The sequence below is a fragment of the Natrinema sp. 1APR25-10V2 genome (assembly GCF_031626495.1).
Taxonomy (GTDB): domain Archaea; phylum Halobacteriota; class Halobacteria; order Halobacteriales; family Natrialbaceae; genus Natrinema.
Map to the genome: position 1 here is coordinate 753,733 of NZ_JAMQOJ010000001.1, position 20,886 is coordinate 774,618.

General features: G+C 62.3%; 17 protein-coding genes. 9 read left to right on the plus strand and 8 right to left on the minus strand.

Annotated features, from left to right (window positions below):
- Positions 1 to 11 precede the first annotated feature (11 nt).
- The 5 genes from NDO75_RS03925 (at position 12) to NDO75_RS03945 (ending at position 4,699) form a co-directional block, all read left to right on the plus strand.
- On the plus strand, positions 12 to 617 hold the full coding sequence (locus NDO75_RS03925; protein ID WP_254763476.1) for a chemotaxis protein CheC: 606 nt from the start codon (positions 12 to 14) through the stop codon (positions 615 to 617).
- The gene (locus tag NDO75_RS03930) at positions 614 to 1,882 is read left to right on the plus strand and encodes a chemotaxis protein CheC (RefSeq protein ID WP_310904789.1); all 1,269 of its coding nucleotides are present in this window, start codon (positions 614 to 616) and stop codon (positions 1,880 to 1,882) included. The genes NDO75_RS03925 and NDO75_RS03930 overlap by 4 nt, the downstream gene beginning before the upstream one ends.
- Entirely contained in the window at positions 1,879 to 2,394 is a 516-nt protein-coding gene (locus tag NDO75_RS03935; protein ID WP_310904790.1) for a chemotaxis protein CheD, read from the plus strand. Before NDO75_RS03930 ends, NDO75_RS03935 begins: the two co-directional genes overlap by 4 nt.
- Positions 2,391 to 3,287, plus strand: a complete 897-nt coding sequence (locus NDO75_RS03940) for a protein-glutamate O-methyltransferase CheR (RefSeq protein ID WP_310904791.1) — start codon at positions 2,391 to 2,393, stop codon at positions 3,285 to 3,287. Before NDO75_RS03935 ends, NDO75_RS03940 begins: the two co-directional genes overlap by 4 nt.
- Before the next feature lie 74 nt (positions 3,288 to 3,361).
- The gene (locus NDO75_RS03945) at positions 3,362 to 4,699 is read left to right on the plus strand and encodes a hypothetical protein (protein ID WP_310904792.1); all 1,338 of its coding nucleotides are present in this window, start codon (positions 3,362 to 3,364) and stop codon (positions 4,697 to 4,699) included.
- A gap of 34 nt (positions 4,700 to 4,733) precedes the next feature.
- Here NDO75_RS03945 and NDO75_RS03950 read toward each other — a convergent pair whose 3' ends face one another.
- From NDO75_RS03950 to NDO75_RS03980, 7 genes are read right to left on the minus strand one after another with little or no spacing between them, the layout of a single operon-like run.
- Complete coding sequence (locus tag NDO75_RS03950) at positions 4,734 to 5,534, minus strand: hypothetical protein (protein ID WP_310904793.1); 801 nt, start codon at positions 5,532 to 5,534, stop codon at positions 4,734 to 4,736.
- Positions 5,534 to 6,028: a hypothetical protein gene (locus NDO75_RS03955; RefSeq protein ID WP_310904794.1), complete on the minus strand. Its 495-nt coding sequence runs from the start codon at positions 6,026 to 6,028 to the stop codon at positions 5,534 to 5,536. The genes NDO75_RS03950 and NDO75_RS03955 overlap by 1 nt, the downstream gene beginning before the upstream one ends.
- Positions 6,025 to 6,471: a hypothetical protein gene (locus NDO75_RS03960; RefSeq protein ID WP_310904795.1), complete on the minus strand. Its 447-nt coding sequence runs from the start codon at positions 6,469 to 6,471 to the stop codon at positions 6,025 to 6,027. Before NDO75_RS03960 ends, NDO75_RS03955 begins: the two co-directional genes overlap by 4 nt.
- On the minus strand, positions 6,465 to 7,094 hold the full coding sequence (locus tag NDO75_RS03965; protein WP_310904796.1) for a hypothetical protein: 630 nt from the start codon (positions 7,092 to 7,094) through the stop codon (positions 6,465 to 6,467). The genes NDO75_RS03960 and NDO75_RS03965 overlap by 7 nt, the downstream gene beginning before the upstream one ends.
- Positions 7,095 to 7,098: 4 nt before the next feature.
- Positions 7,099 to 7,632 (minus strand): hypothetical protein, encoded by a 534-nt coding sequence (locus tag NDO75_RS03970; protein WP_310904797.1) that lies wholly within the window; start codon positions 7,630 to 7,632, stop codon positions 7,099 to 7,101.
- Between the two features lies 1 nt (position 7,633).
- On the minus strand, positions 7,634 to 9,706 hold the full coding sequence (locus NDO75_RS03975; RefSeq protein WP_310904798.1) for a type II secretion system F family protein: 2,073 nt from the start codon (positions 9,704 to 9,706) through the stop codon (positions 7,634 to 7,636).
- On the minus strand, positions 9,703 to 13,530 hold the full coding sequence (locus NDO75_RS03980; RefSeq protein WP_310904799.1) for an ATPase, T2SS/T4P/T4SS family: 3,828 nt from the start codon (positions 13,528 to 13,530) through the stop codon (positions 9,703 to 9,705). The genes NDO75_RS03975 and NDO75_RS03980 overlap by 4 nt, the downstream gene beginning before the upstream one ends.
- A 509-nt stretch (positions 13,531 to 14,039) precedes the next feature.
- Between NDO75_RS03980 and NDO75_RS03985 the strand changes: the two genes are divergently transcribed.
- The 4 genes from NDO75_RS03985 (at position 14,040) to NDO75_RS04000 (ending at position 18,743) form a co-directional block, all read left to right on the plus strand.
- Positions 14,040 to 15,659, plus strand: a complete 1,620-nt coding sequence (locus tag NDO75_RS03985) for a long-chain fatty acid--CoA ligase (protein WP_310904800.1) — start codon at positions 14,040 to 14,042, stop codon at positions 15,657 to 15,659.
- Positions 15,656 to 16,423, plus strand: a complete 768-nt coding sequence (locus NDO75_RS03990; protein WP_310904801.1) for a glucose 1-dehydrogenase — start codon at positions 15,656 to 15,658, stop codon at positions 16,421 to 16,423. Before NDO75_RS03985 ends, NDO75_RS03990 begins: the two co-directional genes overlap by 4 nt.
- 163 nt (positions 16,424 to 16,586) lie before the next feature.
- The gene (locus NDO75_RS03995; protein ID WP_310904802.1) at positions 16,587 to 17,828 is read left to right on the plus strand and encodes an acyl-CoA dehydrogenase family protein; all 1,242 of its coding nucleotides are present in this window, start codon (positions 16,587 to 16,589) and stop codon (positions 17,826 to 17,828) included.
- Positions 17,829 to 18,461: 633 nt separating this feature from the next.
- A complete protein-coding gene (locus NDO75_RS04000; protein ID WP_310904803.1) occupies positions 18,462 to 18,743 on the plus strand; it encodes a PadR family transcriptional regulator in 282 nt (93 codons plus the stop codon).
- A 528-nt stretch (positions 18,744 to 19,271) separates the two neighbouring features.
- Here NDO75_RS04000 and NDO75_RS04005 read toward each other — a convergent pair.
- Entirely contained in the window at positions 19,272 to 19,574 is a 303-nt protein-coding gene (locus NDO75_RS04005; RefSeq protein ID WP_310904804.1) for a hypothetical protein, read from the minus strand.
- Positions 19,575 to 20,886 lie beyond the last annotated feature (1,312 nt).

Consider the following 20,886-nt stretch of genomic DNA (forward strand, 5'->3'; position numbering starts at 1 on the left):
CGGAGGAAATCATGACGATGATGGTCGACATACGCAAGCTGAGCTTCATAAACGAAATGGCGAAGGTCGGGACGAACGGCGTTGCCGACAACATGAGCAAACTAACGGGCGAGGATGCCCAGATGGAGGTGACTAAAACCAACTTCATCGACGTCGAGGACATCGAGTCCCAGCTCGACGGCGGTAAGCGGGTCGGCGTCCGCGTCCGGTTGCTCGATCCACCCCACGGACACATCCTCATTCTCTTCCCCGAGGCGAGCGCGAAGAAGATCACTGCGATCATGCTGCGCGACGTTGTCGACGATATGGGCGACGTCTCCGGGAAGATGGCCAGAAGCGCCGTCGAGGAGATGGGCAACATGATGGCTAGCGGGTTCATCGACGGCTGGGCGGACGTACTCGGCCGCGCGATCGATATCGCCGCGCCACAGCTCGTTTACGCGCCGGCCGGTGACATCGTCACCCGAACGGCCAGTCTGGGCGGTGACGATCTCGCCCTGTTCTTCGACTCGGATCTGTCCGTGCCAAGTTATCAGATCGAAGCCGAAATCTACGCCTTCCCGGACCTGGCCGAGTTCGTCGAAATGGTCAACGGCATCGAAGTCCAGCCCGCATGAAACTCGACGTCAACGCGCTCGGTACGTTCTACCGGATGGCTCGAGAAGGTGCCGGACTGGCGGCGGGCCGACTCACACACATGTTAGGCGTCGAGACGCAGGTCGGCGTGACGAAACTCAACTTCATGCGCGGCCAGGAGATCCGACGCGACTTCGAGGACTCGACCGAGAAAGTCGGCGTCCGGGTCAAGCTGACGGGCGCGATCGAGGGCTACTCGGTCGTCGTCTTCGAGCGCGAGAACGCACTTCGGATCGTCCAGACGCTGCTCGCCGAAGCCGGTCCCGAGGCGGACGTCGACGCCGACGTCGACGAACTCGAGGGGTTCGACGAGATGACGAAAAGTGCAACGACGGAGGTCGGCCACATCATGAACAGTGGGTTCATCGACGGCTGGGCCGACGTGCTCGAGGCGGTCATCGACGTTTCGACGCCGGAGTTCGTCGAGGGCCAGACCGCCGAACCGTTCTTCGGCGACATCGACGAGGCCCCGGCCGACGACGACCTCGCCTTGCTCTTCCAGAGCCGGATCGAGACCGTCGGGACCGAGGTCGGCTTCAGCCACTACCTCTTCCCCAAACGCGAGTCGCTCTCGAAGCTCCTGGAGCGTCTGCGCACCAGCGACGGCATCGAGTACGACAAGCTAGACGGCTTCGACCGGATGGCCGAACGCGGGGCCGAGGAGGTCGCCAAGACCGCGACCACACTGACCGGGATCGATACGAGCGTCGAAATCCGCCGGCTGAACTTCGTCTCGCTCGAGGCGATCCCCGAGCAGGTCGCAAACGAGAAACTCGTCGGGGTGGCCTTCGAGTTCGACGGGATGCCGAGCGGCTATCTCCTCTTCCTGTTCGACGAGGAGTCGGCCCACGAGATCGTCGACGCGATGGTCCCGATGGAAGTCGACGAAGAGGGCTTCGGTGAGATGGGGACCAGCGCGATCAAGGAGCTGGGAAACATCATGGCCAGTGGCTTCCTCGACGGCTGGGCGAACGTCCTCGATACGACGATCGATCACTCGACGCCGGAGTTCATCCACGACATCGGCGCTGCCGCCGTCGACCCCGTCATTATTCAGCTTGGCGAGAACCAGGACTTCGCGTTCGTCTTCGATACGGTCGTCGTCGCCGACGGTCGCGAGTTCGACTGTGAAGTGTACGCGATCCCGGACGAATCGGACTTGGAACGGGCGCTGAACAACTTGGACGTCGATCGGATCGAAGAGACACCGACGACGGCGGAGTTCCAGGAAGTCGATAACGCATGAAAACCTACGGAACCGAACCAGGTGCACCGACGCCGGTCCAGGTGGGCATCTCCGAGCTGGTCGTCAGCGACGGCGACGACACGCTCAAGTCCTACGGGCTCGGCTCCTGTTTAGCGATCGCCCTGTACGATCCGAACTCCGGGATCGGCGGGCTGGCTCACGTTATGCTCCCCGACGGCGACGCCGCGGACAACAGCGAACGCAAACCCGGCAAGTACGCCGACACGGCCATCCGCGCGCTGCTGCGCCGAATGGTCGAACAGGGCGCCAACTACACCACCGTCGAAGCGAAGATCGCTGGCGGCAGCGACATGTTCGAGTTCGAGAGTTTCGGCGACGGCGTCGGCCAGCGAAACATCGCCGCCGCGAGGGAGGAACTCGAGAAGCTGGGCGTTCCCCTCGAGGCCGAAGACGTGGGCGGCGAATACGGCCGGACCGTCGAGTTTACTCCCGGGTCGGGCACGCTCACGGTGAAATCGTCGAACAATGACAACGGAGTGACGGAGCTGTGATCGGCGACGGCGCTGGCGACGCCGACAATACACCGGACCGAACGGATGACGACACCTTCGCCGACATCCTCGCGTTCGTCGAAGACGAACTGGCCTTCGCGACGAGCCACTACAACGACAGTTACCTCGATCGGCGCATCTCCTCGCGGATGCGCCGCACGCAAAGCGAGAGCTACGACGCCTATTTCGACATACTACGGAACGACCCCGACGAACAGGCGGAACTGCTCGAGGCGTTGAGCATCAACGTCACGGGCTTCTTTCGAAACCCCGACGTCTGGTCGGGGATCCGGACCGTCCTCCGGCAGCTCACCGCGACGACCGACACCGTCCGCGTCTGGAGCGCCGCGTGTGCGGACGGCCGGGAGCCGTACTCGCTGGCGATGCTCGCTCGCGACGACCCACAGATCGACGGCTCCGCCGTCTACGTCCTCGGCACCGACATCAGCGAACCGGCCCTCGAGACGGCTCGAGCCGGCGTCTACGAGGAATCCCGAACCGTCGATCTCGACGAACAGCTCTCGTATCTCGACGACTATCACCAGTACCTCGACGTCGACGGGCGGACCTACCGGGTCTGCGACAACGTGAGACGAAACGTGCGCTTCCAGCGCCACGACCTGATCAACGACGAGCCCAAATCCGGCTTCGACCTCGTCGTCTGTCGGAACCTGTTCATCTACATCGACAACGCCTACAAGGAGTCGATGCTCGATACCATCGCCCGGTCGCTCCGGCCGGCCGGCTACCTCGTCATCGGGAAGGCCGAGACGATTCCACCGAACCTCAAGTCCGCCTTCACCGTCCGCGAAGCCCGTCTGCGTATCTATCAACGCGAGATGAGGGAGACGAACGCCGGGCAATCTGACCGACGCGCGAACTCGAGCCAGTAACCCTGACCCGACGTGGTTTGCAGGTCGAACGACGACCGGGTGTTACATGATCGTCCGACGAATACTCCCCACGAATGCCTTCGCTCGACCTCCGCTCGTTCGTCGCCCGCGCCGCGGCAATGGTCGACGCTTCGCCGCCCGCCGATCTGGGTGACACCCGAACCTGGCTCGTCGAACCCTTCCTCGAGACGCTGGGCTGGGACCTCGCCGACGTCTGCGTGACGGACCGCTCCGTCGACGGGACGCACCTCGAGTACGTCCCGACGATCGAGTCGGTCCCGGCGCTGTTCGTCGCCGTCGAATCGTACGACGACTCGCTGGACGAATCGCGAGCGAACGCCCTCCGAGCAGCCATGGCGTGGACCGGCGTCGACCGCGCGATCTACACGAACGGACGCCAGTATCTCCTTCTGTCGGGCACGACGGATGTCGACTATCACGCCCTCTCCGTCGCCGAACTCGCCGACGCCGACTCGGTCGTCGCCGACCACTCGCGAGCGGCCTGTGAGCGTCGCCTCGAACACCACGCCCGGGACCACGTCGCCCGCCAGCTCGCCGTCGAACGGCCGGCGCTGGTCGAGTCGATCGTCGATCGACTCGCGGATGCGACGGTTCAGGGCGACGTCTACGCCGACGAACTCGAGTCCGCGACGGATCGCTTTCTCGACCGGCTCGTCGTCGCGTTCGCCGACGACGAGCGCGAACCGGCGCGCGCCGACGATTCGGACGACGTCTCGATACGGTTCGACGAATCGACGATCACCGACGACGGCGGATCGACGGTCGCCGATCGTGAGTGGACGACCAGATCGGAACGTGCCGGGGAACGAACTCGTATCGGCGACGGTACCGATACAGACTCAGACGCCACGGAACGGACGGACGGTGCGGACGCGAGCGCCGATGCCGAGTCCGGCGCAACGAACGGGAACGAGTCCGACGCGACGACCGCGACCGAGTCCGACGCGACGACCGCGACCGACGATCGCGGCGTCGACGACGGGCCTCAACCGACAACTGACGCTCGAGGCGACGATCCGAGCCGAGCGCCCCCGATTTCCGACGACGAGGGTGGCGACGGCGAGTACGTCGTTCGGTTCTTCAACGACCGCGGCTCGATCGGCGCGGTCGGCCACTCGACGTCCGCCGGCGCGCTCGTCCAGGCCGCCGACTACCTCCTCGAGCGAGGACTCGCCGGCGTCGAGGTTCCCTGGAGCCCGGACGACGCCGAAAAGACGGTGCTGAACGCGGAGCCCGTGCACGCCGACGGCTCGTCGATGGCTCAGCCCAAACAGCTTTCGAACGGCCTCTATCTCGCCACGGCAGGCTCCGTCGAGGAACGCGCCGGCCGAATCGAAGCGCTGGCCGCTCGAGCCGGCTTGCGGGCGATGCTCACCGGCGATTGGGAATAACGCGGTTCTGCACCGGCGCAGGTGATCGATGCAGTCAGTAGTTGACGTCCGCTTCGACGACCGTTATAACTACTCGATCGACCTGATAACTCCCGGTGTCCTCACACGTGGCGAGAATGTCCCCGCTGGCCGATCCCGTCGTTTCCCAGCCGGATCGCTGGAGCGACGCGTTCCACGCCCGTTCGTAGGTGGTGTCCAGTCTGACCGAGACGTTCGTCACCCCGTCTTCGATCTGCGTTTCGCGCTGGCGTTCGGTCATCGTGACTCCGATTCCATCGCTGCTCAGAATCGACCGATCGCTCGCGTCGACCGCAATTACCGAGATGACGACGGTGTCGCTTTCGGGCCGACACGTCAACTGCGGTCGCTTGACGACGGCGCTGCCGGTTTCCCCGGCGCGAACGACCCCGCCGCCTTCGTAGGCGATGGTGGTGTCACCGGTTTCATATGTGAACTCGCCGAGATCGATGGGATCGGCTGTGACGTTACCTGCATTCCCACTGAGTTCATTCCCGTCGACCAAGATCGTGAGATTCGTCCCCGAGGATCCGGTCGAAACGGTCCCCTCTCGAAGCGAAAGTTCACCGTATCGCTTCTCCACACCGTCCTGACGCAGGACGGAATCGAAGTTCACCGCGAGCGCCTCCATCGCCCGTTCGGCGTTGCGCAACTGCTCGCCTTCCTGGTAGTCGCGCATCGACTGGAAGCCGACCGTCGCCAGCAAAGCGACGGAGCTGAGGATGATCCCGAAGACGAGGATAAACGCGAGTACGTCGGAGACGGCGCGGTCGTCGTCTCGAGTCGATCCCGTCGTCTGTCGGCGTGTTCGTTTCATTAGGTTCCGTCCTCGATCGATATCTCACTGCTTTCGTAGACGATGGTGATCGTCCCGCCGGACGCCGAACTGCCGTAGTCGATGTCGGTTTCGGTCTTTATCGGGACGTAAACGACGGTGTCAGCGCCGTCTGCGGTCAGTTTCACGCAGTCAGTGCTGCCGTCGAGTAACGGTGACTCGGCACAATCGCCGCTCTCCAGCAACTCGACGGTGTACCGCGAGCCCGCGACCGTCCGCGGATGTTCCGTCGTGAGGGTCACGTTTTCCGCCCCCGAACCGATCTGATCGACGTTGCCGATCTCGTCGGCCAGTCGCTCGCCGATCGTCTCGAGCGACGATTCGGTGCTTCGACTCGTTTCGGTCTCGAGCATGGTCCCGGCGCTGGTCACTAGCATCGCGATGAGGATCGTCGTGATGCCGAGCGTCAGGACGTGGGTGATCGAAATCGACACCGCACGGTCCCGTTCGGTACTTCGGTGAATCATAGCTCTCATGTCGGACAGTCACCTGGACCAACGGTCATTTCCCGCTTGAAGTGAAGCTCGTTCGTGTCGTACGTGACGATTATGTTCACGTCATCTATCGAGCCAGTTATGTTTATGCCATCGTATCTGACAGTCACTGCAGCTGACGTTGAGCGGACCGTTCGATTCCGGTACGAGTCGCTGAACGTCGAGATGTTATCTTCAGCGTGATCATCGAGGAGAGATATTGTACTGGTATCATTATTGACCTCCTTGAGCAGACACCCGACGCCCTGTTCGACCTCGAGTTCGACCGCGTCGGCGTTGCTCGCGCTCTGGCTCGTACCCCCCGAAGAGAGCGTCTCCGTGTAGAGGACGCCGTTGAAGACGACGACGACGCCGAGAATGATGAACGCGAGGGTGATCGCACCGATCAGGAGTAACTGCGCGCGGTCGTCGCCGTCGCTTACCATATGATCACCCGAACCTCGACGACGTTGTACAGCGGTGTATCGTCGCCGTACTCACGCGGAATCATTCGTTCGCTACCGTTCGTTTCGTGTAGCTTGTCGCTCGAGGTGTCCGACGTCACGGTCTGGTTGTCGTACAGCGTGACGGTGTAGCTCGCAGTCAGGGCGCTCGCGGGGGGACTGCCCTGATAGACGAGCGTCCGCTCTTCGCCGCCTTCGGCGTACAGTTCGACGTTGTACGTCCAGCCGTTTTCGCCGAACCGCTCTTTCAGGATTTGTCCAAGATCGGATTCGTTCGCGAACTGATCGACGGAGTAGGTCTCGTTGCTCTCGTCGGGCGCTGGGGGTTGGCTCGTATCCTCGAATCCGCCGCCGCCCGCCCAGTTTCGGACGATTTCCGAAAGATTGCCATCCTGACTCGAGACGACGAGGGAGTCCTGTACTTCCTGTTGAATCTGTAACTGGGCCGTCCGATCGGCCAATCCGCCGGTCGTCGGCGTGATGACGACGGACTGCAGCGCGAACAGGACGGCCATCAGGACCACCATCGCGCCGATGAATCCCTCGAGTGTGTACGCCTGTCCGCGGTCGTCATCGTCTTTGGGTGTGGTATCTGGTCCGTACATGCAATCACCAAACTCTCACGACGAGTCGACAGGCCGGTTCGCAGCGGGAACCGTCCGTCGTGATTATTCGTGCTGCACTGGCAGCCGACTGGTCGTCGTACTCCGCTCCGCCAGTCCAATTGCTTGGTGGCCCGACGACGGTGTCGTTGCCGAGATACTCTACGCTCACGTTCACCTGATCGATCGTGTTGCCGTTGGCGTTCCGGAGGCCCAGTTCGGCGGTCAAGTTATCGTCAGTATACGCCTGAAATCCGCTTTCACTGATGTTGTTCCCGTTGATCGAGGTATTCTGTACGATCAAATCCGCGACTCGGTCGGCCTGTGCCGTCTCCGCCCCGCCGATCGACGAGTCGAAGGGCGTGATGACCGACGGCAGAAACGTGAAGACGAAGGCGATCGCCAGCAGGAAGATGCCGATTCCCACGGCGAAGTCCTGTGTCGTCTGTGCCCGCTCGTCGAGCGAGATCGAGATCGTCCGCGGCCGTCGGGTCCGTTTTCCCTGACGCCGCGTTCGGTCGTGCGTCTGGTTCCGAGTCATGTTAGGCCACCAGCGTCCAGCCGATGAGCGCGACTGCTGACAGTCCGATCGCGTACTTCAGCCCGCTCAGCAGGTCGGCGTCGCGAATGTAGCCACAAATGAACCCGGAGATGATCGCCTGCAGCGTCACCGCGTGGAAGAACAACACCGACAGCATGTCGACGTCGATGTTCTCGCTCAGATTGCCGCCTTGCATCCCACTGCCGCCGGCACCGCTTGCGCTGGAACTGGCACCGGAGCTGCTGCCGGCGTTGAGGCCGGCCATCGTGTCGATGAACTGGGTCTTGAGGATCGCGATCACCGCGAGCACGGTCATGAACGTCATGATGATGATCACGATCTGCATCCGGGTCCGGGACTTGCGCTCGCGTTCGATATCGTCGTGATTCTCGCTCGCTCGTGCGGCCGTCCGGAGAACGTCCGAAATCTGGTTCGACGCCTCCTGCGCTTCGGTTATCAGGCGCGTCGTCCGGGCGAGTCTCGGAATATGGTACTTGTTGTTGAACTCGATGAGCGCCTCCTTCAGGCTCGTCCCGTAGTTGACCTTCGTGTGCATCATCTCGAATTCGCGAGCCAACTTACCGCTCGTCGTGTCGGAGACCGCCTTGAGCGACTCGAGCAGCGTCAGCCCGGTGTCGTTCGAACTCGAGAGTTTGCGGAGGTCTTCGGAGAGTTTGTTGACGACGGAGTTGCGGTGGCGGACGTTCCACTCGCGGAAGATCGCCAACGGGATCGCGGTGATGTACAGCGGTAGGTAGACGTAGATGACCGTCCCCCAGATCGGTCTGTCGAGCATTCCCTGCCACGACGTCGGCGCCGAACCGCTGACCATGGCCGTGACGACGATCACCAGCGCAAGGGGACCGGTCAACGCCAGGGTCACCAGCGGATGGTCACGGAAGAAGAGATGGGGCTTCCGCAGGACTTCCATCGTCTCGTAGGTCCCCTCGCGGTTCTTGATCCGGTCGAAGACGCTGTGGTCACCAGTGAACTGCTCGATGAGTCCCAGGCTCAGCAGCCCGCCCTCCTGTCCGGTTTCGGTTCGCTGCTCGGTGTTCCCCATCGAGAGGTAGCCGTCGCCGGGTTCGTCGTGTTTGACCGTCGAGACGAGAACGATGAACCCGACGCCGATCATCGGAATGAGGCCGTAGACGACCATATACAGCATCTGATTCGTCACGCTCGCGTTCGGGATCATCTTCATGACGACCATGATGATGATCAGCAGAAGCGGGAACAGCGACAGTGTCATGTACATCTCGCCGAACAGCTCGAGCGTCTCGAGCGTGAGCTCCTGTTCCTGCTTTGCGGTCCGCATGTGTTTTTCCTTCTTGTCCTCGAGGAAGCTCTCCATGTCCCCGCCGCTGTTGACGATCGAGAGCATGTCGGTCAAGAACTGCGAGAGGTCGTCGCTCGGGGTCTCGAGGGCCTGTTTTCGGATCGACGTCCGGTAGTCGATGTCGAAGTACTCCGTCTCCTTGACGATGCTCTGGAACTCCTTTGCGACCTCGCCGTAGGTGTCGTCGGCCTGGGCCATCGCCTCGATGATCTCGAGTTGGTTGAGCCCACCGACCGACAGGGCGTACATAAAAGAGACCGCGTCGGTCAACAGCATGTTGATTTCGCGCTTGCGGGCCGAGGCACGCGAGTAGGGAATCGCGACCATCGATCCGAACCCCATCGCGAAGCCGATCGACCCGAACAGGAGCCCGGTAAACAGGACCAGTGCCGGCATGCGAAGCGCGACGACGATTTCGAGCAGTTGCTCGTTACTGATCGGGATACCGAGGACAGTCCCGACTTCGATGATGCCAGTAGCAAAGAGGCCGTAGCCGAGCATCAACCCGAGTACCCACAGGCTCAGCCCACTGATGGTGCCGATCCCGAGCGCTCGAGAGAGGTAGAGTTCGACGGTGTCGGTCATCCGGGCTTGCGCGAGTTTCGTCTCGACGTCGGCGACGAACTCGCTGTCGTCGCCGAACAGCCGTTCGTAGAGGGGATAGAACCGATCACCGAGCGCGTCGGATGAGGCCGACACCCCCGAGCCGCTACCGCTGTCAGTCTGGAGGCTCATGCGTCGTCCTCGTCGCTTTCGTCGGCGGCGAAGATGCTCCCGTCGTTCTCGGCCGCATCTTCGTCACCGTCGTCGCTGCTGAAAATCGATTCTTCGTCGCCGCTCTCGTCCGTATCGTCGAACAGCGAGCCTCCGTCATCGCTCTCGTCCTCGTCGTCGCTGAAGACCGAGTTCGACTCGTCGCCGAAGATAGAGCCGCTCTCATCCTCGTCGCTATCGGTTGGAGACGCCGATTCGGCATCGTCGACAGCTTGCTCGTCGGCTACCGACGACGGGTCGGACCCCGGCGGTTCCGTATCCGGACTCCGTCCGGGAACTGGTTCGGGGTCGCGTTCGGACTCCGCGTCGGACTCCGGCGGTGCACCAGCGATCGGTTCGGCGTCGCCCCCCGAATCCTCATCGCCGTCGTCGGACTCGTCGCCCACATCTATCGTCGGTGGCTCGGGCGCGGCCGCTGCCGACTCATCGCCTGCGGGGGAGTCAGTATCGGCAGTACCGCCTGGATCACTGGTAGCATCCGCTTGATCCGCGTCGCCGTCGTTGCTGCCCTCACCGACGTCGATCGTCGGCCGTTCGTGGTCGTCGGCAGCCGGCTCAGTGCCGTCCAGCTGGTCGCTGAAATCGGCGTCGGAAGCAGTATCGGACGACTCCGGATCGAAGATCGAATCGAGATCGTCCTCCGGGAACATCGTATCGAACCCGGAGGTGTCCGGCTGCCCGCCCGCTGACCCGCCGCCCGCGTTCGGCTGGCCGGTCTCCGGATCGTCGAGTTCGTCGATCGTCTCGCCCATGTCGTCGAACAGCCCTGCGAAATCGCCGTCCTCAGCGTCTTCCGAGGGCATTACCGTCGACCCACCGTCCCCGGATCCGGCAGCTCCGTCCCCACTGGTGGCGTCCGCCGCCGACCCTCCCGAACTCGAGGTCGACGACGGCACACTGTCTGGCTCGGCTTCCGCGGTCGTGATTGCGGTCTCCGTTTCGGCCGCCGACGCTGTGGCCGTCGCGGCGTCGCTGCTCTCGCCGGCCGAGGCGTCGGCGGTGCTCGCGGCGTCGTCGCCGCCGATATCGAAGCCGGTGTCCTCGTTGAGCCACGCCGGCTCGTTGCCGTCGTCGGCCTCGCTCTCGGAAGCGAACTCGGTCGAGCCGTCGCCGAGTTCCCACTCGTCTTCCTCGACCCCGTCGTCGACCTCGCCGGCGAAGTCGAACTCCTCGCTATCGGCCCGGTCGACCTCGATGGTGCTCTCCGCCTCGACGTCGCCGAGCGAACTCGCGAGCCCGCTGGGCACCTTGCCGCGGTACTCCTCGAACAGCGACTCCTCGGCTCGCTCCAGAATGTCCATCGAGAGGTTGTACGTCTCGCTGGTCGCCTCGGGTCGCGGGACGAGTTCCTCTTTCTCCTGGTCGACGTCGATCAGGACGCTCTCCATCTCGCGGAGGTCCTCGAGGCTGTCCTCGAGTTGCCCGTTCGCGATGAGCGTGAGGATCGTGTCTGGATCGTTGATGAAGGCCTGGACCGTCGCCGCGACCTGCGCGTACGTGTTCAGTTCGTTCTTGATGAGGTACGCGAGAATGATCTCCCGCTTGAATAGCTCTTCCTGAAGCTTCTCGTTGCTCCAGCCGCGGTCGAACTGGATCTCCTCTAGCGTGTTCGAGTCCCCCATCTTGAGGTACTCGTCGGTCTCGGCCTGCCACTGGTAGACGTCCTGAACGTTGATCTCGTCGTGCTCGGCGTCGTAGTGGTTGATCTCGGTTAGCGATTTGTTCCGGCGGACCTTCCGGCCCTGCACCCGGGTCTGGGTCTGGATCGAGACCAGATCCAGTGCGGTAAACATCGTCTTCGAGACGTTGATCGGGTCCGTCGTGAACCGCTTCAGGACTTCGTCGACGGAGTCGGCGTGGAAGGTCGTATACGTCGTGTGACCGGTCGACATGACCTGGAACAGCGTCCGACCTTCCTCACCGCGGATCTCACCCATGACGATGTAGTCGGGTCGCTGGCGCAGTGCGGCCTCGAGCAGGTCGAACTCGTCGACGTCGCCCTGTTCGTCGTCGGCGAACGACGGCCGGGTGACGCTGGCGATCCAGTTTCGCTGGGGAAGCTCGACCTCGCGCGTGTCCTCGATGGAGACGATCTTCGCGCTCGAGGGGATGAACAGCGAGACGGCGTTCAGCGAGGTGGTCTTCCCGGACGCCGTACCGCCGGCGAAGATCAGGCTCTTGTGGTTCTCGATGGCGAGCCAGAGGAACGCCATCTCGTCCAGGCTGAACGTGTTCCAGTTGATGAGGTCGATCGGAGTGAAGGGGACGTCTTTGAACTGACGGATCGTGTAGTTGGTCCCGTGGTCGGACACCTCTTTTCCGAGCGTCAACTGGGCGCGCGAGCCGTCGGGCAGCGTCGCGTCGACCTGGGGGAGCCGCTTGCTGATCCCCTTCCCCGACCGCTGGGCGAGTTTGACGACGAAGTCGTCGAGTTCGTCCTCGCCGTGGTAGATATTCGAGATTATCTGTTCGTACTCCGAGTGGTAGACGAAGACGGGCGAGTTGTATCCGTCGACCGAAATGTCCTCGACGTTGATGTCGTGTTTGATGCCGTCGATGCGCTCGTAGCCGATGAAGTTCCGTTTGAGCAGATAGAGTAACTTCTCGACCTGATACTCGTTCAGCGTATCGGGGTCGTCAGCGAGGATCGCCGGCTCGGGGCGAACTTCGATCCCCTCGAGTTGGCTCGGCCCGGCATCGAGTTCGACGTCTTCCTCGTCGTCGTCGAGGAGCCCCCGAAGCGTCTCGAGGATCCCCTTCGACGCCTCGTCGGAGGACGCTTCGAAGAGATCGTACCGTTTCAGCAGGCGACGAGTCTCGTCTTCGATTACCGTTCGACGGCCGTCCTCGGTCGACTTCTCCTTGATCCCTTCCTCGGAGTACTTGATCGCCGTCCGGAGTTTGCCCGAGAGGAACTCCTGGAGTTCCGTCTCGATCTCGTTCTGGTACGGCTCGATCATGTAGTACTTCTTCTCGTTTTCCTTCTCCGAGTGGAAGATGACCACGTACGCGTAGGGCTTGTTCACCCAGTAGCGCTCGACCTCGCGGAAGTGGGTCTTCTTCTCCATCGGGACCGCCTTCTCGAGGTCGTAGCGGTTGGAGACGGTGGTGTTGCCCGCGGCCGTCGAGAAGAACTCGTCCTCGTCTAGCTCCTCCTGGACGTTGATGGTTCGTTCCTCGACGATATCGTCGAGCTCCAGGGCTGCGTCGTTGCCCGCTGCGAGTCGCTCCTCGAGCGTCTCGGGGTCGAAGCCCAGCGCCTCCTCCTCGTCGTGACGGACGATGTCGCCGCTCGAGTCACGCGGGCGGCTGCCGTCGTCTTCGTAGTAGTACTCCCACTTGTAGTGCTCCCAGCTCCATGTGTCCTTGACGACCGGTGTCGTCTCCGGATCGACGTGCTCGAGGAAGATGTCCCAGAGCGCCTCCGCGTCGTCGCCGGCGGTCGGGAGAACGCTGTCCTCGAGGTCGTCCGGATGGTGCCCGAGATACGTTTTCGGATCGAATTCGACCTGGGCCCAGTCCTCGCCGTGTGGTACCCAGCCGCCCTCGTTCGTATCGAGTCCGAGTTGATCGTCGGCCTCGGGGTCGTCCGGATAGAGCGCGGACACCTCGTCGCCGTGGCCGTACTCTTCCATGAACTCCGCCCACGTATACTCGCCGACTCGGGCACCCGGGTCCGGTACGGAATCCGACTCCTGAGACCGCTCGTCCTCCGACGCGGCGTCGGACACCTCCCCCTCGGAGAAGTCCCCGGCATCCGACTGGTCGGCCTCGTCAATAGCCATTGCATCCACACTATCTCCCACCCTTCAAAAAATTCATCCGCCTATTACCACTTCTGATAATCCGAAACTGGCCGGATTTTGTTCGGTTTCAGCGCTATCACGGTCGAACAGGTGTGAGACATCGATACGTACGCGCCCGCGGCTCTGGCACACACTCACACGCTGTTCGACGGGCATGTCGGTGGCCCGAACGACGACGAGCGACTACCCTGTCGGATCCGTGACGTGGGCGACGGCGGTACGTGGAAGCGATGAGCGACCTGTCCGACCTCGAGGGTCGCGGTACCGTTCGTCGCCCGCCGACGGGTAATTTCGGACGGTTTTCTCCGAAGAGAGACAGTACGCTTATGTCTTCCACTCTCGCCTCTTTCGAACATGCTTGGTAGTGTCATTCACTGTTTCGAGAGGGCGTTAAACGGCCTGGAAACGCGACAATCCGCTCGAAACGGATCTCTCGTCCCGCTGATGGCGTCGGTCGATTCTACCCGTTCCGGCGATGGTGATCGTCGATGACTGATCTGACGATCCGGCCGTTCTTCTGGCGGCCGACGAACCTCTTCCCCGAGACGCGGCTCGTCTCCCGGACGCACGACGGGATCGTCGACAGTTCCTACGGCGAGTTCGGCGAGCGCGTCCGGTCGCTGCTGGCCGCGCTCGAAGACCGCGGCTTCGGCCACGGCGATCGAATCGGGACGTTCGGCTGGAACCACCACCGCCACCTCGAGGCGTACTACGCCGCCCCCCTCTCGGGTGCGCAGTTGCACACGATCAACGTCCAGTTGGGCGACGACGACGTCGTCTACATCGTCGAGGACGCCGCCGACGATATCCTGTTCGTCGATCACGGCGAGCCGTTCGAGACGATCGAGCGGCTGTGGTCGGAGTTGCCGGTCAACGAGATCGTCGTGATGGGCGAGACGGTTCCGGACACCGAGATCGACGCCGTCGCCTACGAGGACCTGATCGACGAGTACGAGCCGGTCGCGGACGACGAGCTTCCGGCCCTCGAGGAGGAGTACCCCGCCGGCATGTGCTACACCTCCGGGACGACCGGCCGGCCGAAGGGCGTCGAGTACACCCACAAGATGATCTACGCCCACGCGATGATGGTGATGACGCCGGCCGGGCTCGACGTCAGCGAGCGCGACGTGGTGATGCCGGTCGTGCCGATGTTCCACGTCAACTCCTGGGAGTTCCCCTACGCTGCGACGATGGCCGGCGCGACACAGGTCTACCCCGGTCCCTCGCCGAGCGCGGCCGACCTGCTCGAGTTGATCGAGCGCGAGGGCGTCACCATGACCGCCGGCGTCCCGACGGTCTGGATCGACTTACTCGAGTACGTCGACGAACATGGCGGCGACCTCTCGAGTCTCGAGCGGATCGTCGTCGGCGGCAGCGCCGCGCCCGAGGAGATGATGCGTCGCTACGACGAGGAGTTCGACGTCACCGTCGAGCACGCCTGGGGGATGACCGAGACGATGAGCATCGGGTCGGTCTCCCGGCCGAAAGATCGCATGGCTGACTGGGATCCGAGCCGAAAGTACGAGAAGCGCCGGAAACAGGGCCTGCTCTCGCCCGGCCTCGAGATGCGCGTGGTCGACGACGACGGCGAGGAGGTGCCCTGGGACGGCGAGGCCGCTGGCGAACTGCTAGTCCGCGGCCCGACGGTCATCACGGAGTACTACAACCGTCCGCAGGCCAACGAGGAAGACTTCGAGGGAGAGTGGCTGAAGACCGGCGACATCGTCTCCGTCGACGAGGACGGCTACATCGAGGTCGTCGACCGCGCCAAAGACGTCATCAAGAGCGGCGGCGAGTGGATCTCTTCGATCGCGCTCGAGAACGCGCTGATGGCCAACCCGGACGTGGTCGAGGCGGCAGTGATCGGCGTCCCGCACGAGAAGTGGCAGGAACGGCCGCTGGCGACCGTCGTCACGGCCGAGGGCGCCGACCCCGACGAAGCGGAGTTGCAGGCCCACCTGACGGAGACGCTCGAGCAGCCCGACTGGTGGCTCCCCGACGAGATCCGCATCGTCGAGCGGATTCCCAAGACGGCGACCGGGAAGTTCGACAAGCAGGGGCTGCGCGAAAAGCTTGACGTAGGCGCCGACGAAACGGAGGATCGATGAGCGATCTGTTCGACCTCGAGGGGCGAGTCGCAGTGGTGACGGGCGGCGGACGCGGCATCGGCCGTGCAATCGCCGTCGAACTGGCGAACGCGGGTGCCGCCGTCGTTCCGAGCGCCCGATCGACGGACGAGATCGAGGCCGTCGCCGCGGAGATCGAAGACGCGGGCGGGGAGGCGATCGCCGTTCCCGCGGACGTGACGGACCCCGACGCGGTCAGCACTGTCATCGACCGGGCCGTGGACGAGTTCGGCGGCGTCGATATCGTCGTCAACAACGCCGGCTTCAATCCCGACGACGCGCTCGGCCGGCCGGAGGACGTCGACACCGAGAGTCTCGACCGGGTCCTCGACGTCAACCTGAACGGCGCGTACGAGGTGACGCGGACGGCGGCCGACCACCTCCTCGAGAGCGACGGCGGTTCGGTGATCAACGTCGCCAGCGTCGGCGGACTGGTCGGCCTCCCGCGTCAGCATCCGTACGTCGCCTCGAAACACGGCCTCGTCGGGCTCACGAAGAGTATGTCGCTCGACTGGGCTCCCGAGGTCAGGGTCAACGCCGTCGCACCGGGGTACGTCTCGACGGAACTGACCACCGATCTCGAGGAGAACGACCGCTTGCGTCAGTCGATCGTCGATCGCACGCCATTGGATCGGTTCGCCGACCCCGAAGAGATCGCCGGCCCGGTCGTCTTCCTCGCGAGCGAGGCCGCCAGCTACGTTACCGGATCGGTGCTCGCGGCCGACGGCGGCTGGACGGCGCGCTAACGTCGTATCGTTCATCGCAGGGAGAGTCGACAGGAAACGTCCGTCTCCGTTTTCACCCGATCACGTTCGGCTCGATTGCGTTCGAATCAAAAATGTAGGGGGTGGTTGCTACCGAATGGGGGTTCTCCCAATCCTTACGCGCGGAACGGGAGAAGCTCTCCCTATGCGATATAATGACAGTGACCAAGCGCGCGAGGTCGCCCAGCGCGCTCACGACCTGATGGAGGAGGTCGTCCTCCCGATCGAACGCGAGCGAGCCGGCGGGATGGCCGTCTCGAGCGGCACCATCGCGGAACTCCGCGAAGCCGCCCGCGAGTACGACGTCTACGCACCGCAGATCCCCGAGGAGTACGGCGGAATGGGACTCTCCTTCCGCGACTCCCTCCCGGCGTTCGAAGAAGCCGGTCGCAGCATGCTCGGGCAAGTCGCGATGCGCGTCGACGCACCCGATGAGGGGAACATGCACCTCCTCGAGCTGGTCGGCGACGACCTGCAAAAGGAGACCTACCTCGAGCCGCTGGTGGCAGGCGAGATCAAGTCCGGCTTCTCGATGACCGAGCCGATGCAGGGGGCCGGCTCCGATCCGAAGATGATCCAGACCACGGCCGAGAAGGACGGCGACGAGTGGGTCATCGACGGTCACAAGTGGTGGACGAGTCAGGGCGTCGAGGCCGACATCCTGATCGTCCTCGCCCGGACCGATCCGGACGCCCATCCCTACGAGGGCTGCTCGCTCTTTCTCGTGCCGGCCGACGCAGACGGCGTCGACGTCATCCGCGACGTGCCCCACATGGGCGGGGGCAACCGCGGTGCCTCGCACGCGGAAATCCGCTATAAGAACGTCCGTGTCCCCGAGGAACACCTGCTCGGCGAACTGAACCAGGGCTTTACTCACGCGCAAGAGCGCCTCGGCCCGGCCCGCCTGACCCACTGTATGCGCTACTCCGGGATGGCCCAGCGCTCGCTCGACATCGCGAAGGCGTACATCAGCGAACGCCAGGGATTCGACTCGACGCTCTCGGACAAGCAGTCGCTGCGCCACCGGATCGCCGACGCCGAAACGAAGCTCCACATGGCCCGAACCGGCATCCGCGATGCCGCCGACCGAATCGCTGCGGGCGACGAGGCCCGGGTCCCCGTCTCGATGTGCAAGGTGTTCACCGCGAACGTCACCCAGGAGGCCATCGATCTCGCCCTGCAGTGTTGCGGCGCGAACGGCATCGGGAAGGACCTCCCCATCTCGGACTTCTACGAGGCCGTCCGCGCGTTCCGCATCGTCGACGGAGCAGACGAAGTCCACCGCCGGGTCATTGCCCGCGCCGCCTTCGAAGACGTTCCCGAGGAAGAACTCGAGCCGCTGACCCGGTTCGGTGATCCGAACCGCGATCGAGGCGCGCAGCACTGAGTCGCAACGGTCGCTCGAGCGACGCGCCAACGCTGCATCGACTCGCCGTGAGCCATCCGGAACTCGTTTTCGACCGTCGCCCTCGTTCAGTTACCCTGTCGACCGTCCGCGATGAATGTATTCCTCGGCAGCGAGTGCTCCGATTCGGCCCCGCTCGTTCAGCGGTCAGACGATCGGGCCCGCACAGTCGAACTATCGACTGGCGGTGTGCCGTTCGTTGGAATGATATTCTAGGTCCTTCCGCCGACGATTCCGGGTTCCAACGGGGAAAATGACCTCCAGATCGGGGTAATATCGGCGTGCTGAGCGGCTCCAAGCTGGCGCGCGGACGCGACACGTTTAGGACGCGGCCTCGAGCCGGGCTGTCTGGAGGTGTGGCGGGATTCGAACCACGGTCGGAGCAAAGCTCCTCTCTGATTCGAACCCGGTGCCCGTTCGCTCCTCGCAGAACGAGCATGGCGGGCTTTCGTTCCCTGGCTGCATGATTCACCCGGGATGCATGGAATAAAATTGTTTCATCTCTCTATAAGTAGGTGTTTAAACATATACTTTCATAGTTGGGAATGTGACAAACAACCTCCGGCTGTGCTTGTCATCCCTATTTTTATGCCGTTGATCATCATGAGGGCTGATATGTACGATCTGACTGGTTTCCAGCGCGACCTCCTATACGTTACTGCAGGATTGGATGAACCGCACGGCCTCGCACTGAAGGAAGAACTCGAGAACTACTACGAGAAGGAGATTCACCACGGCCGCCTCTACCCAAATCTCGATACCCTCGTCGATAAGGGGCTTCTCGAGAAGGCACAGGCCGATCGCCGGACGAACGTGTACTCGGTGACACGGCGTGGAACACGCGAAATCGAAGCCCGACGTGACTGGGAAGACCAGTACGTTTCTGATATTCTTTGAAGACTGAGCTTCAGACCAACGGGTTCTGTTGCAGTTCTCTTCTTTCGCTATCTCGTCCCGTGGAGCCACCGGTCACTAAGACATGCGAATCTAACGCTGGCACTTCTCTCAGGTATCGGTGATGTTGGCAGGAGCGTGCTGAATACAGGGTACGGATTCAGCACGCTTCCCGTCTGGTTGGTCGTGAGTCACTCCTGTCGGCCAAATTCCGGACGACGTGGTCGTTGTACTCGTCTGGTTGCGGAATCCCGGAACAGTCTCTCCGTCGGTGGTCTGGAGCAGCCGCGCTACCGGTCTCGAGGACGGTAGTCGTGTCCCGCAACGAGGCAGGCAACGTTGAGGGCGAGGAGGCCAACGAAGACGTGTGGGTGGCTGTTGATCCCGCCGGCAAGAACAACTAGAGCGATAACGAGAGAGCACAGGATCGCCATATAGAACGTGAGGCATCGAACAGCGGTAGCGAGTGGGGGGATCATCGTTTCTTAGCCAGTGTCCGTCGGAAGGGTCAGGACTAGATGCCGGTGGCGGTCACAGGTCGGGGAACGCGTGGTGATTGTCCGCGAGCGCGAACCGGACAGTAACTTCGCCCGGCCGCTCGGCTCGCATCTCGCTCGCCAAGAAGGGTGCAGTTCGGAGCCATCGAGTGACGGCGTGTACCTCGACGGGATGGCCGGTCACGTCGAGCCACCCGTTGCCGGCCAGCCGCACGCGATCGGCCCGAACGGCTGGCAAGTCTCGGATGTGGGTCGCGGCGTTATCGAGTTTTTCGATAGGCGATGCGGACGTGGTTGCCGTCGGTTCGGTTTCCGCGGGGCGATTGTTGTGCGTCATTGGCTTCTCCGTATTCAGACAGTCGGCAGGCTGTACGGAGGAACCACTAGCTAGGTACTGAGCAACAGGTCAGCAACGCTACCTCTAGATATTGCGTATCTAATGCGAATCACTGGTTCACGATAGCTAGTCTCGATGGCGTAATTGCCGAATGAAGAAAACATCGCCGCGGGTGCTTATGGACAGTAGTATCTAGCAGGCTTTTCGACTCTTAACGAGAACCCCCAAGTGAGTGGCTCTCTCCGGTCAGTAGCAGCCGGGATGATACCGATATTCGTCTCCCATCGATAGCGTCCCGGTTTCAGGTACCCTGGGACCTGATAATCGTCCCACACGAAGTACTCGTTACTGACGGACTCACCGGGTTCGTACATCCTCGGGAGACAGGCATATTGCACGAACCAACGTTGTTCGTCGGCGGGTCTATCGGCCACCCATCGATTCTCTTTTCGGTCGATGTCCTCTGTACGGTGTAACCATAACCCTGACGGGCCGTCACTTCCGCCTTGCGCCCGACCGAAGAGAACACACCGCTTTTCTCCGATTGGTAGTCTCTGTCTCGGCCCCGAGTTCGTTGTGGTGATACGTAATCGGGCCGTCTCCGTGTTCGTGATGAACGGCTGAAGTATATCCACATTGATTTGTACGTCGTATTTTTCGGGGACGGAATCTTGGCTGTCGAGAAACACGAGGCGTTGGATCTCCTCCTCAGAACCCTTGAATGAATTAAATGACGAATATGGTCTCTCGGCTACGGCAGTGGAAGGTCTGGAGCCGCGCGCAGATGCATTGCTAGGTAGTAATGTGCTGCCCAGTACTGACCCGACCACACGAAGAACCGACCGTCGTGAGTGGGTGTCGTCGTCAGACATCTAATTACTCTAAAACGAACTCGCTCCCGTGGAGTGCTTGACGGACATCATTACTCTGTGTCTCAGCAATTGATTGAGTGGTTGTATTGATCGTGCTGTATTCTACCATTTTCTCTTGTTACTCCACAGGAACTCAGGTCCACTCATTCCAAAGAATCTGCCTCTTAATATCCCAACCGGCGTCGCACCGAGGGGTCTAGTTACTGAGAAGCATGTCGGACCGACTCAGTTCCGAGTAAAAGCTTCTCGATACTCGGGCCGTGCCCATCTTGGAACCATATCACGCCGTGAAAGGTAACAATTATGAATGTTTGGCTCTGTTGAACCCCTCAGAACTTGATAGGAATGGCGTGCTGAATACAGGGAGCGTATGCAGCAATTCAGCCTGAACAGCAATGTTTCCAACGGAGTAGCCGATAGAGGGACGGGCCACGCAGAGG

Bases quoted from the DNA above. Each gene is read 5' to 3' on its own strand.
- NDO75_RS03925 (WP_254763476.1), top strand. From the start codon at position 12: ATGACGATGATGGTCGACATACGCAAGCTGAGCTTCATAAACGAAATG.
- NDO75_RS03930 (WP_310904789.1), top strand. From the start codon at position 614: ATGAAACTCGACGTCAACGCGCTCGGTACGTTCTACCGGATGGCTCGA.
- NDO75_RS03935 (WP_310904790.1), top strand. From the start codon at position 1,879: ATGAAAACCTACGGAACCGAACCAGGTGCACCGACGCCGGTCCAGGTG.
- NDO75_RS03945 (WP_310904792.1), top strand. From the start codon at position 3,362: ATGCCTTCGCTCGACCTCCGCTCGTTCGTCGCCCGCGCCGCGGCAATG.
- NDO75_RS03950 (WP_310904793.1), bottom strand. From the start codon at position 5,534: ATGAAACGAACACGCCGACAGACGACGGGATCGACTCGAGACGACGAC.
- NDO75_RS03955 (WP_310904794.1), bottom strand. From the start codon at position 6,028: ATGAGAGCTATGATTCACCGAAGTACCGAACGGGACCGTGCGGTGTCG.
- NDO75_RS03960 (WP_310904795.1), bottom strand. From the start codon at position 6,471: ATGGTAAGCGACGGCGACGACCGCGCGCAGTTACTCCTGATCGGTGCG.
- NDO75_RS03965 (WP_310904796.1), bottom strand. From the start codon at position 7,094: ATGTACGGACCAGATACCACACCCAAAGACGATGACGACCGCGGACAG.
- NDO75_RS03970 (WP_310904797.1), bottom strand. From the start codon at position 7,632: ATGACTCGGAACCAGACGCACGACCGAACGCGGCGTCAGGGAAAACGG.
- NDO75_RS03975 (WP_310904798.1), bottom strand. From the start codon at position 9,706: ATGAGCCTCCAGACTGACAGCGGTAGCGGCTCGGGGGTGTCGGCCTCA.
- NDO75_RS03980 (WP_310904799.1), bottom strand. From the start codon at position 13,530: ATGGCTATTGACGAGGCCGACCAGTCGGATGCCGGGGACTTCTCCGAG.
- NDO75_RS03985 (WP_310904800.1), top strand. From the start codon at position 14,040: ATGACTGATCTGACGATCCGGCCGTTCTTCTGGCGGCCGACGAACCTC.
- NDO75_RS03990 (WP_310904801.1), top strand. From the start codon at position 15,656: ATGAGCGATCTGTTCGACCTCGAGGGGCGAGTCGCAGTGGTGACGGGC.
- NDO75_RS03995 (WP_310904802.1), top strand. From the start codon at position 16,587: ATGCGATATAATGACAGTGACCAAGCGCGCGAGGTCGCCCAGCGCGCT.
- NDO75_RS04000 (WP_310904803.1), top strand. From the start codon at position 18,462: ATGTACGATCTGACTGGTTTCCAGCGCGACCTCCTATACGTTACTGCA.
- NDO75_RS04005 (WP_310904804.1), bottom strand. From the start codon at position 19,574: ATGACGCACAACAATCGCCCCGCGGAAACCGAACCGACGGCAACCACG.